Annotated in this window: 12 protein-coding genes; all 12 read left to right on the top strand. The window is 60.7% G+C overall.

Annotated features, from left to right (window positions below; genetic code table 11):
• Positions 1-45 precede the first annotated feature (45 nt).
• Positions 46-1668: an urea ABC transporter permease subunit UrtB gene (urtB, locus tag C5750_RS20400; RefSeq protein ID WP_105736200.1), complete on the top strand. Its 1623-nt coding sequence runs from the start codon at positions 46-48 to the stop codon at positions 1666-1668.
• The gene (gene urtC, locus C5750_RS20395) at positions 1665-2852 is read left to right on the top strand and encodes an urea ABC transporter permease subunit UrtC (RefSeq protein WP_105736198.1); all 1188 of its coding nucleotides are present in this window, start codon (positions 1665-1667) and stop codon (positions 2850-2852) included. Before urtB ends, urtC begins: the two co-directional genes overlap by 4 nt.
• Before the next feature lie 3 nt (positions 2853-2855).
• Positions 2856-3602 (top strand): urea ABC transporter ATP-binding protein UrtD, encoded by a 747-nt coding sequence (gene urtD / locus C5750_RS20390; protein ID WP_105736196.1) that lies wholly within the window; start codon positions 2856-2858, stop codon positions 3600-3602.
• A gap of 37 nt (positions 3603-3639) precedes the next feature.
• Positions 3640-4335, top strand: coding sequence for an urea ABC transporter ATP-binding subunit UrtE (urtE, locus tag C5750_RS20385; RefSeq protein WP_105736194.1), 696 nt, complete (start codon positions 3640-3642; stop codon positions 4333-4335).
• A gap of 65 nt (positions 4336-4400) precedes the next feature.
• Complete coding sequence (locus C5750_RS20380) at positions 4401-5297, top strand: LysR family transcriptional regulator (RefSeq protein ID WP_105736192.1); 897 nt, start codon at positions 4401-4403, stop codon at positions 5295-5297.
• Between the two features lie 102 nt (positions 5298-5399).
• The gene (locus tag C5750_RS20375; protein WP_105736190.1) at positions 5400-5873 is read left to right on the top strand and encodes a formate dehydrogenase subunit gamma; all 474 of its coding nucleotides are present in this window, start codon (positions 5400-5402) and stop codon (positions 5871-5873) included.
• A complete protein-coding gene (locus C5750_RS20370; RefSeq protein WP_105736188.1) occupies positions 5870-7426 on the top strand; it encodes a formate dehydrogenase beta subunit in 1557 nt (518 codons plus the stop codon). Before C5750_RS20375 ends, C5750_RS20370 begins: the two co-directional genes overlap by 4 nt.
• 9 nt (positions 7427-7435) lie before the next feature.
• The gene (fdhF, locus tag C5750_RS20365) at positions 7436-10315 is read left to right on the top strand and encodes a formate dehydrogenase subunit alpha (protein WP_105736186.1); all 2880 of its coding nucleotides are present in this window, start codon (positions 7436-7438) and stop codon (positions 10313-10315) included.
• 2 nt (positions 10316-10317) lie between these two features.
• The gene (gene fdhD / locus C5750_RS20360; protein ID WP_105736184.1) at positions 10318-11253 is read left to right on the top strand and encodes a formate dehydrogenase accessory sulfurtransferase FdhD; all 936 of its coding nucleotides are present in this window, start codon (positions 10318-10320) and stop codon (positions 11251-11253) included.
• Entirely contained in the window at positions 11246-11497 is a 252-nt protein-coding gene (locus C5750_RS20355; protein WP_105736182.1) for a formate dehydrogenase subunit delta, read from the top strand. The genes fdhD and C5750_RS20355 overlap by 8 nt, the downstream gene beginning before the upstream one ends.
• A gap of 169 nt (positions 11498-11666) precedes the next feature.
• Positions 11667-13322 (top strand): OFA family MFS transporter, encoded by a 1656-nt coding sequence (locus tag C5750_RS20350; RefSeq protein ID WP_105736180.1) that lies wholly within the window; start codon positions 11667-11669, stop codon positions 13320-13322.
• Positions 13323-13513: 191 nt separating this feature from the next.
• A partial coding sequence (locus tag C5750_RS26400; RefSeq protein ID WP_146118189.1) for a S8 family peptidase occupies positions 13514-14932 on the top strand: 1419 nt, incomplete at its 3' end.

Genomic DNA, 14932 nt, shown 5'->3' with positions numbered 1-14932 from the left:
CGGGGATGGAGCTCCTCCCAGGAATTTCAAATGTGGGATTGTCGAATGTCATTGAGCCGCTTCCTGTCCATCATCGCGATATTCGGGTTTTGCCTGTTTCCTGCCGTCGCCGGTGCGCAAGGCATGGACGACGCCAAACTCACATCGCTGGTGCAGGCGCTGGCCGGTGATAATTTCGACGAGACGAGCACGGCTGTTTCCGGGCTCGCCAAAAGCGCCGCGCCGCGCGCCGCTGCCATTCTCAACGCATTGAGTGCAGGCGATCTCTATGTCTCGAAGGCCGACAGATCGGTGTTTATTGGTATGCGCGACGGTTCGGACTATGCGGCAACCGATCCGCTGAGCGGTGCAAAACTGCCTCCCGTTCCGCGCAATACGGCCGAGAAGATCAAGGTCAACAACCGGCTGCGCCGCGATATCGCTGCTGCCATCGGCGGCCTGACATTGATGAGCGGCGATGCGGCGGAGCGCCGGTCGGCTGCCGAAGCAATCCTGAAGAACCGCGATCCCGACTCCATCGCGCTGCTGGACCAGGCTTTGTCGTCCGAGAAGGATGCGGGGATCAAACTGCTGATGCAGCGGGCCAAGGCCGCCGCCGTTCTCAATTCCAGCGCGCCGGACGATATGAAGATCGCAGCCATCGCTGAAATCAAGTCCGGCAACGGCCGTGAGGCGCTTGGTCTGCTGACCCCGCTCGCCGGTGTCGAGGGGCCGGTCGGTCAGGCCGCCAGCGCGGCGATATCCAGCATCAACGCAGAACTCGAAATCTGGAACGGCATCCAGAACGTCATTTACGGCCTCTCGCTTGGTTCCGTCCTGCTGCTTGCAGCCATCGGTCTTGCGATCACATTCGGCGTCATGGGGGTCATCAACATGGCCCATGGCGAAATGGTGATGATCGGCGCCTACACAACCTTCGTGGTGCAGCAGATCATCCGCACATCCATGCCGGGGCTGTCGGAATATTCACTTCTGCTGGCCCTGCCTGCCGCCTTTCTCGTCTCCGGCGCCATCGGCGTCGTCATTGAGCGCGGGATCATCCGCTTTCTCTATGGCCGGCCGCTGGAGACTTTGCTCGCCACCTGGGGCATATCACTGGTGCTGCAGCAGGCGACGCGCTCGTGGTTCGGTGCCTCGAATGTTCAGGTGGGCAGCCCGTCATGGATGTCGGGCTCCTTCGATGCCGGCATGCTGACGCTGACATGGTCGCGCCTCTGGATCATCGTCTTTGCCCTGTCGGTCTTTGCCGTGCTGCAGCTCGTGCTGAAGAAAACCATGCTCGGCCTGCGCATGCGGGCCGTCACGCAGAACCGGCGCATGGCATCGTCCATGGGCATCCGCACGCCATGGGTCGACGCGCTTACCTTCGGTCTTGGTTCCGGCATCGCGGGGATCGCCGGCGTTGCGCTCAGCCAGATCGCCAATGTCAGTCCCAATCTCGGCCAAGGCTATATCATCGACAGTTTCATGGTGGTGGTCTTCGGCGGTGTCGGCAATCTCTGGGGAACGCTGGTCGGGGCCATGTCGCTCGGCATTGCCAACAAGTTCCTCGAGCCCTTTGCCGGGGCCGTCCTTGGCAAGATTCTGGTGCTGGTCCTTATCATTCTGTTCATCCAGAAGCGTCCGCGCGGTCTCTTCGCACTCAAGGGAAGGGCCATCGAGGCATGATCACCCAATGGTTTTTCAGGCATGGCGACCGGCGCAGCCGGATTGCGATCTTCCTTCTCCTGGCGGTTGCCTGTCTGGTGCCGGTCCTCAATCTGCTGATGCCGGACACCTCGCCGCTGCATATCCCGACCTATCTGGTTTCGCTGTTCGGCAAATACCTGACCTATGCGCTGCTCGCCGTGGCGCTCGACCTGGTCTGGGGTTTTTGCGGCATTCTTTCGCTCGGCCACGGGGCGTTCTTTGCGCTTGGCGGCTACGCCATGGGCATGTATCTGATGCGCCAGATCGGCCCACGCGGCGTCTATGCCGATCCGGTCCTGCCGGATTTCATGGTGTTCCTCAACTGGAAGGAACTGCCATGGTTCTGGTACGGTTTCGACAATTTCTGGTTCGCGGCGCTGATGGTCGTGCTGGTTCCCGGTGCGCTGGCCTTCGGCTTCGGCTGGCTGGCCTTCCGTTCGCGCGTCACGGGCGTCTACCTCTCCATCATCACCCAGGCCCTGACCTATGCCTTGCTGCTCGCCTTCTTCCGCAACGACATGGGTTTTGGCGGCAATAATGGCCTCACGGATTTCAAGGACATTCTGGGCTTCAACGTGCAGGCGGGGGCGACCCGCTCGGCGCTGTTCGCCGCAACCGCCCTGTTTCTGGCCCTCGCGGTTCTCGTTTCCAGTTTCATCATCCGCTCAAAGCTCGGCAAGGTGCTGGTCGGCGTGCGCGATGCGGAAAGCCGCATGCGCTTTCTTGGCTATCGTGTCGACCGGTACAAGCTGTTCGTGTGGACGGTCTCCGCCATGATGGCGGGCATTGCCGGGGCGCTCTATGTACCGCAGGTGGGCATTATCAACCCGTCCGAGTTCGAACCCGCCAATTCCATCGAAGCGGTCATCTGGGTGGCGGTCGGCGGGCGCGGCACGATCATCGGTCCGATTATCGGCGCGATACTGGTCAATTTCGGCAAGACCTACTTTACCGCCGCCTTTCCGGAGATTTGGCTGTTTGCCCTCGGCGCGCTGTTCATCCTCGTCACGCTGTTCCTGCCCAGGGGCATTCTGGGACTTTACGGCTCGTGGACGAACCGGAGCGCCAGCCATGCGGCGCGCAAGGACGACGAAGTGCTGCCGCCGGTGGTGAAACAGGGCGGCAAGCTTGCCCCGGTACCCGAACCCCAGGCTGCGGAGTAGCCCATGAAGGCCAAGGACACATTGCTTTATCTCGACGGCGTTTCGGTTTCCTTTGATGGATTTCGCGCCATCAACAATCTTTCGCTCGTGCTCCAGTTGGGCGAGATGCGCGCGATCATCGGCCCGAATGGCGCAGGCAAGACCACAATGATGGATATCATCACCGGCAAGACCAGGCCGGACAGCGGCGAGGTCTATTTCAACGGCACGGTCGACCTGACCGGGCATGACGAAGCGGCAATCGCCATGCTTGGCATCGGCCGCAAGTTCCAGAAGCCGACGGTTTTCGAAAGCCATACGGTGGAAGACAATCTTGTGCTGGCACTGTCGGGGCCGCGCTCGGCCCTGTCAGCGCTGTTCCACCGCCAGAGCCAGGATGAAGCCGACCGCATCGACGAAATCCTCTACACGATCCGGCTGTTTGATAGGCGCCACTGGCTGGCGGCCAATCTGTCGCACGGCCAGAAGCAATGGCTGGAGATCGGCATGCTGCTCGCGCAGGACCCGAAACTGCTGCTGGTGGATGAGCCTGTTGCCGGGATGACCGATGCGGAAACCGCGGAGACGGCAAAACTGCTGCGCGATATCGCCCGCACCCGCTCGGTGATCGTGGTGGAGCATGACATGCATTTCGTGCGCGAGCTCGGCGTGAAGGTGACCTGCCTGCATGAGGGCTCGGTGCTGGCTGAAGGCTCGCTTGATCACGTCAGCAACGACCAGCGCGTTATCGAGGTCTATCTCGGGCGATGAGGCGGTGCATGGCACATCAATGGGAAGGAACCTTCTGATGCTCACGGTTGAAAATGCCTCGCTTCACTATGGCGCCGCGCAAGCATTGCGCGGCATATCGCTCGAGGTGAAGCCGCAATCCATCACCTGCGTCCTTGGCCGCAATGGCGTCGGCAAGACAAGCATGCTCCGGGCAATTGTCGGCCAGCACCCGCTATCGTCGGGGTCGATCAGCTTCGATGGTGCTCCGCTCGGCAAGAAGCCGCCCTATGACCGGGCACGAGCCGGTATTGCTTTCGTACCGCAGGGGCGCGAAATTTTTCCGCTGCTCACCGTGCGCGAAAATCTGGCGACGGGTTTTGCCGCCGCCAAACGCGGCAACCGCAATGTACCGCCCGAGGTCTTCGAACTTTTCCCCGTGCTCAAGACCATGCTGGGCCGGCGCGGCGGCGATCTGTCCGGCGGCCAGCAGCAGCAGCTCGCCATCGGCCGTGCGCTGGTGACGCGCCCGCGGCTGCTTGTTCTGGACGAACCGACGGAAGGCATCCAGCCGTCGATCATCAAGGATATCGGCCGCGCCATCCGGTTTCTGCGCGACCAGACCGGGCTGGCCATCCTGCTCGTCGAACAGTATCTCGATTTCTGCCGCGAGCTGGCAGACCACGTCTACATCATGGATCGCGGCGAGATCGTCCATTCCGGCGACGCGGCGAGCCTTGACAAGCTGGAAGTGCGCAAGTTCCTTACCGTCTGAATTGGGTACTGCTCTTGCTGTCGGAGGGCAATCATCGATAGAGTCTTGCGGGAGGACGGATTTCGATGATCGACAAGCTGGAATTTTTTATCGCTCTGGTGCGCAACCAGCATTTCGGCCGCGCGGCGGAGGAATGCGGTGTCACGCAGCCCACCCTGTCGGCCGCGATCCGCCAGCTTGAAGACACACTGGGCGTGGTTCTCGTTCAGCGCGGCTCACGTTACAAGGGATTGACGCCCGAGGGTCAGCGGGTGCTCGAATGGGCGCGGCGGATTGTCGGTGATACCCGGACGATGCGTGAGGAAATCCGCGCCGCCCGCTATGGCCTGTCCGGGCACGTGAAAATAGCGGCAATTCCCACCGCGCTTGCCATGGTTTCGCGCTTGACGACACCGTTTCGCGAAAAACACCCCGGTGTGACCTTTTCGGTGACCTCGCGCACCTCGCTGGAAGTGCTGACGCTGCTCAGCAATTTCGAGATCGATGCGGGAATCAGCTATCTCGACAACGAGCCGCTCGGGCGGGTGACGTCGGTTCCGCTCTATTCGGAACGCTACCAGTTGATCACCTCGACCGGCAGCACGTACTCAGATCGCGAATTTGTGACCTGGGCGGAGGTCGGTCAGTTGCCGCTCTGCCTGCTCACCCAGGACATGCAGAACCGCCGGATCATCAACAAGCATCTGCACGAAGCGGGGGTCGATGTGCATCCGACGCTGGAATCCAATTCGATGATTGTGCTGTTTTCGCACATACGCACGGGCAAGTGGGCGAGCATCATGCCGCTCAACCTTGCGGAAACGCTGGGTTTTTCCGAGCCGATCCGTTCCATTCCCATTGTCGAGCCCGACGCCCGTCACCTCGTTGGACTGGTCGCGGCCGACCGCGAACCCCATACGCCGCTGGTCTCCGCGCTGCTGCATGAGGCCCGGGCGCTTGCCATCGACCTGAATATGGTTTGATAGAAATCTTCTATCGATCAACGGGACTGGTATATTGATTTGTTGTGCCGCTTTTGATCTGTTCTAAGCTACGAGGAGCATTTAGGGAGGGCGCTGCACGAAATGCAGACCGCAAGTACCGATATCGCTGGGAGAGCGATAGGCATTATCAATCAACTGAAGGGTCAAGAAGGTCCGCTCCTTCCGATTCTGCACGAGTTGCAGGGGGAGTTCGGTTATGTGCCGCAGGAGACCTTGCCGCTGATTGCCCAGGCGCTGAACATATCGCGCGCCGAGGTGCATGGTGTGGTCACGTTCTATCACGATTACCGCGACCATCCGGCCGGCCGCCATGTGCTGAAACTGTGCCGTGCGGAAGCCTGTCAATCGATGGGTGGCGATGCCATGGCCCGAAAAGCCCGCGAACTGCTCCGCATTGACTGGCACGGAACCACCGCCGACGGCGCGGTAACGCTCGAACCGGTCTATTGCCTCGGGCTTTGCGCCTGTGCACCCGCCGCCATGCTGGACGGCGAGGTCATTGGCCGCCTGGACGATGAGAAGCTGGAAGAGATAGCGACGGGAGTGCGGCTATGACGGTCACATTCTTTGTCCCGCGCGATTCCGGCGCGCTTGCCCTCGGCGCCGAAAAGGTTGCCCGGACGCTGCAGGACGAGATTGTCGCCCGCAATCTCGATGCGCGCATTGTTCGCAACGGGTCGCGCGGCCTGTATTGGCTCGAACCGATGGTCGAGGTGGAAACACCGTCCGGCCGTGTGGCTTACGGTCCGGTCAAACCGTCTGACCTGGCTTCGCTTCTCGACGCCGGCATGAATGAAGGCCGGACTCACCCACTCTGGCTCGGCCCGACCGAACAATTGCCATTTCTGGCAAAACAGACCCGCCTGACCTTTGCCCGCTGCGGCATAACCGATCCTGTCTCGCTCGATGATTACCGCGCCCATGATGGCTTGAAGGGGCTGGAGAAGGCCCTTGCCCTTTCGCCGCTCGAAATCGTCACTCAGGTAACCGAATCCGGCCTGCGCGGACGCGGCGGTGCCGGTTTCCCCACCGGCATCAAATGGAAGACGGTCCTCGATACGGCAGGCGAACGTAAATACATCGTCTGCAACGCCGATGAGGGCGACAGTGGCACCTTTGCCGATCGCATGATCATGGAAGGCGACCCCTTCGTCCTGATCGAAGGCATGACCATTGCCAGCATCGCCGTCGGTGCCACCAAGGGCTACATCTATACCCGCTCCGAATATCCGCACGCGATTGCCGTGATGAATGAGGCGCTTGATGTCGCCCGCAAGGCTGGCGTGCTCGGCGCTTCGGTGCTGGGGTCTGCCCATGCTTTCGACATCGAAGTGCGCGTCGGCGCGGGCGCTTATGTCTGCGGCGAGGAAACCGCACTGCTGGAAAGCCTCGAAGGCCGTCGCGGCATCGTCCGCGCCAAGCCGCCTTTGCCGGCGCATAAAGGGCTTTTCGGCAAGCCGACGGTCATCAACAATGTGATATCGCTTGCCTCCGTGCCGGTCATTCTCGACAGGGGCGCGGCGTTCTACAAGGATTTCGGCATGGGCCGTTCGCGCGGCACCATTCCGCTGCAGATTGCCGGTAATGTTCGGTATGGCGGACTTTTTGAAACCGCCTTCGGCCTGACGCTCGGCGAAATCGTCGATGATATCGGCGGCGGGACAGCGACAGGACGTCCGGTCAAGGCGGTGCAGATCGGCGGCCCGCTCGGCGCCTATTTCCCGCGCGAACTTTTTGATACGCCCTTCGACTACGAGGCCTTTGCCGCCAAGGACGGGCTCATTGGCCATGCCGGGCTCGTTGTCTTCGATGACAGCGTCGACATGCTGAAACAGGCGCGCTTTGCCATGGAGTTCTGTGCTGTCGAATCCTGCGGCAAGTGCACGCCGTGCCGCATCGGTTCGACCCGGGGCGTCGAGGTTGTCGATCGCATTGCCGCCAATATCGAGCCGGAAAAGCAGATCGCGGTTCTGACCGACCTCTGCAACACGATGAAGTTCGGTTCGCTCTGCGCCCTGGGCGGTTTCACGCCCTATCCGGTGATGAGCGCGCTGACGCATTTTCCTGAAGATTTTCGTCCTGCGCCCGTCGCGGAAGCGGCGGAATAGGAGCCCAAAATGTCCCTGATCCACGAAATCGATTTCGGCACACCCGCCTCCCGATCCGAAAAGATGATCACCCTGACCATCGATGGCAACGAGGTCACCGTCCCCGAGGGCACCTCAATCATGCGCGCCTCGATGGAAGCGGGTATCAAGGTCCCGAAACTCTGCGCGACCGACATGGTCGATGCCTTCGGTTCCTGCCGTCTTTGCCTGATCGAGATCGAAGGGCGCAATGGCACGCCCGCCTCCTGCACCACGCCGGCCATGGACGGTCTTGTCGTTCACACCCAGACCCAGCGCCTCAAGGATATCCGCAAGGGTGTGATGGAGCTTTACATTTCCGATCATCCCCTGGATTGCCTGACCTGCGCCGCCAATGGCGATTGCGAGCTGCAGGACATGGCCGGTGCGGTCGGACTGCGCGATGTGCGCTACGGCTATCAGGGCGATAACCACGTCTTCGCCAAGGCGGACAACGTTGCCAATGACCGTTGGCTGCCCAAGGACGAATCCAATCCCTACTTCACCTATGATCCATCGAAATGCATCGTCTGCTCGCGTTGCGTGCGGGCCTGCGAGGAAGTGCAGGGGACGTTTGCGCTGACCATCGAAGGGCGCGGTTTTTCCAGCCGCGTTTCGCCTGGGATGCATGAGCATTTCATCGACAGCGAGTGCGTTTCCTGCGGTGCCTGCGTGCAGGCCTGCCCGACCGCAACGCTGACGGAAAAGTCGGTCATCCAGATCGGCCAGCCGGAACATTCCAAGGTGACCACCTGCGCTTATTGCGGTGTCGGTTGCTCGTTCAAGGCGGAAATGCGCGGCGAAGAACTGGTGCGCATGGTTCCCTACAAGGATGGCAAGGCCAATCGCGGCCATTCCTGCGTCAAGGGCCGGTTTGCCTATGGCTACTCGACTCACAAGGATCGCATCCTCAACCCGATGATCCGCGAGAAGATTTCCGATCCATGGCGCGAAGTCTCCTGGGACGAAGCCTACAAGCACGTTGCCAATGAATTCCGCCGTATCCAGTACCAGTATGGCCGCAATTCCATCGGCGGCATCACCTCCTCGCGCTGCACCAACGAGGAGACCTACCTCGTGCAGAAGCTGGTTCGTGCCGGTTTCGGCAACAACAATGTCGACACCTGCGCCCGCGTCTGCCATTCGCCGACCGGTTACGGCCTGAACAAGACATTCGGTACATCGGCCGGCACGCAGGATTTCGACAGCGTCGAGCACACGGATGTCGTTATCGTCATCGGTGCCAATCCGACCGATGGCCATCCGGTGTTTGCCTCGCGCCTGAAGAAGCGTCTGCGCAAGGGCGCCAAGCTCATCGTCATCGATCCGCGCCGCATCGATCTCGTGCGCTCGCCCCATGTGGCAGCGTCCTATCACCTGCCGCTGCGCCCCGGCACCAATGTGGCCGTGGTCACCTCGCTGTCCCACGTCATTGTCACGGAAGGCCTGTTCGACGAAAAGTTCATCCGCGAGCGCTGCGACTGGGATGAGTTCCAGGATTGGGCTGCCTTTGTATCCGCACCCGAACACAGCCCCGAAGCGATCGAACAACTGACCGGTGTGCCGCCACAGACGCTGCGCGAAGCCGCCCGGCTGTTCGCCACCGGCGGCAACGGCGCCATTTACTATGGTCTCGGCGTGACCGAGCACAGCCAGGGATCGACAACGGTCATGGCCATTGCCAACCTCGCCATGGCGACCGGCAATATCGGCCGCAAGGGCGTTGGCGTGAACCCGCTGCGCGGCCAGAACAATGTGCAGGGGTCCTGCGACATGGGTTCGTTCCCGCACGAGCTTCCCGGCTACCGCCATGTTTCCGGCGAGGCGACCCGCGATATCTTCGACAAGCTGTGGGGCGTCAAACTGCAGGACGAGCCGGGCCTGCGTATCCCCAACATGCTGGATGCAGCCGTCGATGGCACGTTCAAGGGCATCTACATCCAGGGTGAGGATATTCTCCAGTCCGACCCCGATACCAAGCATGTGGCTGCCGGTCTTGCCGCCATGGAATGCGTCGTGGTCCACGACCTCTTCCTCAACGAGACCGCCAACTACGCACATGTGTTCCTGCCGGGCTCGACCTTCCTCGAAAAGGACGGCACCTTCACCAATGCCGAACGCCGCATCAACCGGGTGCGCAAGGTCATGAGCCCCAAGAACGGTTTTGCCGACTGGGAGGTCACCCAGAAACTGGCGCAGACCATGGGTCTCAACTGGAATTATACGCACCCGTCGCAGATCATGGATGAAGTTGCCCTGACGACGCCGAGCTTTGCCGGTGTGTCCTATGACCTTCTGGAAAAAGAAGGCTCCGTTCAGTGGCCGTGCAATGAAAAGGCGCCATTGGGCACTCCGATCATGCACATCGAGAGTTTTGCCCGCGGCAAGGGCAAGTTCGTCCGCACGGAGTACGTGGCAACCGACGAAAAGACCGGACCGCGATTCCCGCTCCTTCTCACCACCGGGCGTATTCTCTCGCAATACAACGTCGGCGCGCAGACCCGCCGCACCGACAATGTGGTCTGGCACGAGGAAGACCGGCTGGAGATTCATTCACATGATGCCGAACAGCGCGGCATCCGCGATGGCGACTGGGTGCGGATCACCAGCCGTTCCGGCGAGACCACGCTGCGCGCACTGATTACCGACCGGGTTTCACCGGGCGTGGTCTACACGACCTTCCATCACCCGACGACGCAGGCCAATGTCATCACCACGGATTTCACCGACTGGGCGACCAATTGCCCGGAATACAAGGTGACGGCGGTGCAGGTGGGCGCGTCCAACGGGCCGAGCGACTGGCAGGTCAAGTATGACGAGCAGGCCCGCCAGAGCCGGCGCATCGCCCATACACTCGACGCGGCGGAATAGTCATGGCCGGGCGCCCCACACGGTTGCAGGTTCCGCGCATCACCCGCCGCCGCAAGGGCGAGGGCGATGTCTACGCGACCGGCAGCCGCATGGTGCCCGAGGAAACACCCGTGGCATTCAGCTACAATGGCAGCACCCATGCGGTGATGATGGCAAGCCCGGCCGACATGGAGGATTTCGCCATCGGCTTCAGCCTGTCGGAAGGCATTATTGCCCGGCTCGAGGAAATCAGCGACATAGCCATTGAAGAGCATGGCGAGGGCATCGATATCCAGCTGCGCCTCGCCGGTGCGGCCGGACAGGAACTCACCGACCGCCGCCGCCGCATGGCGGGGCCTGTCGGCTGCGGGCTGTGCGGTATCGAATCCATCGAGCAGGCGTTGAAGCCGGTGGCTTCAGTCGGCGCGACGCGCCTGCAGCTGACGCCGGGCGATCTGGCGCAGGCGGTGCGGCTGCTGTCGCCGCTGCAGCCGCTGCACAACGAAACCGGCGCAGTCCATGCGGCCGGGTTCTATATACCCGGTCAGGGTATCGTGGCCGCGCGCGAGGATGTCGGCCGCCACAACGCCCTCGACAAGCTTGCCGGTGCCCTTTGCCGCACAGGCATCAGCGGCGCATCGGGCGCCGTTGTCATCACCAGCCGCGTCTCCATCGAAATGGTGCAGAAGGCGGCGATCATCGGCGCTTCCGTCCTGATTGCCGTATCCGCGCCAACGGCCTTGGCTGTGCGCACCGCGCAGGCGGCGGGCATGACCCTTGTTGCGCTGGTGCGCGGCGATGAATTCGATGTCTTCACGCGTCCCGAGCGCATCCCGGTCGCGGCAAATGCCGTCACGATCGCAGCCGATGATGCCGCTGCATCCGGAAAATCCAATCCGGACCCGGCCTCGCCCACCCTTGTGCAAAGTCCAACCGTTCGATTGGTGCAATATGGATAATGAGAATCACCGGCAGTCGACCGCCGACAAGCTGGTCTATATGGCCAACCAGATCGCCACCTTCTTTCACACCCAGCCCAAGGATGAGGCGGTGGAGGGTGTCGCCGGCCATATCAACAATTTCTGGGAGCCGCGCATGCGTACCCAGCTCTTTGCCATCCTGGAAAAAAACGACAATGGCCTTGATCCGCTCGTGGTCGAGGCCGCGTCCCATATCCGTAGGCCGGGTCCTGTCTTGGCTTGATCGTTGCGAGGGCTGGGTTCTCGCCAGCTCAATGTGTATTGCCCGCTCGCCCCCGGAAGGCCGGAGAACAGCGGAACAACAAACCAGTCGGGGTTGAACCGGTACCGGCAGAAAAACTGAAATACCAAAACATGAACGACCGCCACGAGGGCTTGGAGGAGGAATTCACATGTCAGCAACGGACAGGGCAGGGCCGGGCATTTATGAAAACCCGGGTATTCTCGACCGGGAGCGCATCGTCGCCAAAGCGGGTTTCAACCGGTGGCTGGTGCCGCCCGCAGCGCTTGCCATTCACCTTTGTATCGGCATGGCCTACGGGTTCAGTGTGTTCTGGCTGCCATTGTCGCGCGCCATCGGCGTCGAGCAATCGGTCGCCTGTGCGGATCTCAATCTTCTGACAGCGCTTTTCACCACGAGCTGCGACTGGCGCGTCAGCGATCTCGGCTGGATCTACACGCTGTTTTTCGTGCTTCTTGGCTGTTCGGCCGCCATCTGGGGCGGCTGGCTTGAACGCGTCGGGCCGCGCAAGGCTGGCGTGGTCTCTGCGCTGTGCTGGTGCGGGGGCATGGTATTGGCGGCCATCGGCGTCATCACCCACCAGCTCTGGCTGATGTGGGTCGGCGCGGGCGTGATCGGCGGCATCGGCCTCGGGCTCGGTTACATCTCTCCGGTGTCCACATTGATCAAATGGTTTCCCGACCGGCGCGGCATGGCGACCGGCATGGCCATCATGGGCTTTGGCGGCGGCGCCATGATCGGCGCGCCGCTGGCCAACCTTCTGATGAATCATTTCAAGTCACCGGATACTGTCGGCGTCTGGCAGACGTTTCTGGTCATGGCCGCGGGCTATTTCGTCTTCATGATGTGCGGGGCGTTCGGCTACCGCATTCCGCCAGCCGGCTGGCGTCCGGAAGGCTGGACACCACCGACCGATGCCAGGGCGATGATCACGACGCGGCATGTGCATCTGCGCGATGCCCACAAGACAAAACAGTTCTGGCTGATCTGGGCGGTGCTCTGCCTCAACGTGTCCGCCGGTATCGGCGTGATCGGCATGGCGTCGCCCATGCTGCAGGAAATCTTTGCGGGCAAGCTCATTGGCCTGCCTGATGTCAGCTTCACCCAGCTGGATGCCGGTCAGAAAACCGCTATCGCCTCCATTGCGGCTGGTTTTGCCGGCCTGATTTCCCTGTTCAACATCGGCGGGCGGTTCTTCTGGGCCTCGCTCTCCGACCGGATCGGCCGCAAGGCCACCTATTTTACCTTCTTTGCGCTTGGCATCGTGCTCTATGCGCTGGCGCCGACTGCCGCCCATATGGGCAGCCAGGCGCTGTTCGTCGCCATTTTCTGCGTGATCCTGTCCATGTATGGCGGCGGCTTTGCCACGGTCCCGGCCTACCTCGCCGATATTTTCGGAACGCAGTTCGTCGGCGCCATCCATGGCCGGCTGCTGACGGCCTGGGCAACGGCGGGTATCGTCGGGCCTGTCGTGGTCAATTACATCCGCGAGTTCCAGATCAATGCGGGTGTGCCGCGCGATCAGGTCTATGACCGCACCATGTATATTCTTGCGGGCATGCTGGCGCTGGGCTTCATCGCCAACTTCTTTATCCGCCCGCTTGCATCGAAATGGTTCATGTCCGACGCCGAGGTTGCCGCGCTGCAGGCCAAGACCAAGACGGCGGATGCCGGCGCCACCGGCTCGTTCGGCATCGGCCATGGCGGGCTCGATGCCAAGGCGGCGCTCGCCTGGGCGGCGGTGGGTATTCCCATCCTCTGGGGTGTCTGGGTGACCGTGCAGCAGGCGGTCGTGCTGTTCCGGTAACCGTGTTCACGCGCATCAAGGCAGGCTCCGTTCGCGGGGCCTGTTTTTTGGCTATTTGGCAGCCTTCGTTCCCAAAACAGCAGGCTACCTTGCAACTTAAGTAGCGCTTGACTGCGTAGAGCGATTATCCCTTTATCAGCCGTATATTTTATTCGTTTTTCAAAGAATAATTATAATGGGAACCATATTTCATGTCCTTTCACGCAAAGGCTGCGGCTGTTTCCGCATGTTCCAATCGCTTATCTAAATTCCGCAGTTATCTCCTGAGCAGCGTCTGTGCCGTGTTGATCATCATCGCATCTGGCCCCAACGCCCATGCGCAACAGGTGCCGGGTAAGTATTTCAATGCGGATGGATCAAAGACCGATGATCTGGAGAAGGCGGCGGCGACGTGGCGAACTCCTGAATTTGTCGCCTCACATGCTCTTGGCATAATGGGCGCCGACTACGCCTATGCTTACGGCGCCCGAGGACAAGGTGTCAAAATCGGTATGATGGATGGCGAAGTTTATGGAGATCACCCGGAGTTCAACGGTCAAAACCTGAATAACATCCACGTCGATGGTAAATATGACATCAATATTGGTGCGTTGGGCAAAAAACCAATTCACACAGCAGGAGAAGCGTTTGCCCTCGATGGCATTTGGTACGAAAAGGACAAAGATATACGTAAACCTGATGACCCTGGCCATGGTACGGGAACGACGGGCACTATTTTGGCGCGTCGAGACGGAAATGGTACGCATGGGGTGGCTTTCGACAGTAGCCTCTATTCTGCGCGATCGGGAGAAATGACATATGAGGATAGTCAAGGTAGCCTTGATAACAACTACAAGGAGGCAAAAGAAAAAGATCCGGAAATCTTCCGCCAATCCATGAGTGCGCTCGTCAAAGCTGGTGTCCGTGTCATCCTGGCGGAATGGCAGCTTTATCCGAGACCCAAAGACCGCGGTACCCACACCGGCACTCTGGCGGACCTGAACATACAGTATCTTGGTGGCAAGGATGGCAAGATGCTTCAAGCAATGCGCGATGCCGCCCAAGCCGGGGTACTTCACGTTGTTGCGAACGGCAACTTCACATCGAAAACGCCCCACATCGGAGCAGCTCTTCCCTATTTTGAACCCGCGCTTGAAGACTCTTGGCTTGCTGTTTCGGCGGGTGCTGGCGACAATGATGCGTTGGCCGATTATTCGAATAAATGTGGCCCGAGCCGGTATTTCTGTATCACTATATCGGATTCTATGGTCGCACCGACAAGCACTGTCAATTCCAAAGACCGTACCGTAGAAGCAGGTTTTGCAAATCACAACGGTACCTCGGGAGCCTCTGCGGAAGCCGCCGGTATTATGGCTGTGATGCTGAGCCGCTATCCCTACATGACTGCGTCACAGGCACGCACCGTCCTGCTGACGACGGCCCGCGACGTTGGGGACAAAGGTGTCGATTCAAATTTCGGATTTGGGTTTGTTGATCTCAAAGCAGCCATGAACGGCCCCGGTCAGTTCATGGGCCGGTTTGACGCCAATCTGGGTGCTGGTGTGCGGGACACCTGGAGCAACGACATCTCGCAGGTGGCGCTGGACCAGCGCAAGCGGGAAGAAGCGGAG

Source organism: Phyllobacterium myrsinacearum (assembly GCF_002980555.1).
GTDB classification, from domain to species: Bacteria; Pseudomonadota; Alphaproteobacteria; order Rhizobiales; family Rhizobiaceae; genus Phyllobacterium; species Phyllobacterium myrsinacearum.
The sequence above is the reverse complement of the archived record's forward strand: the minus strand, read 5'-3'. Positions and strand labels throughout refer to the sequence as shown.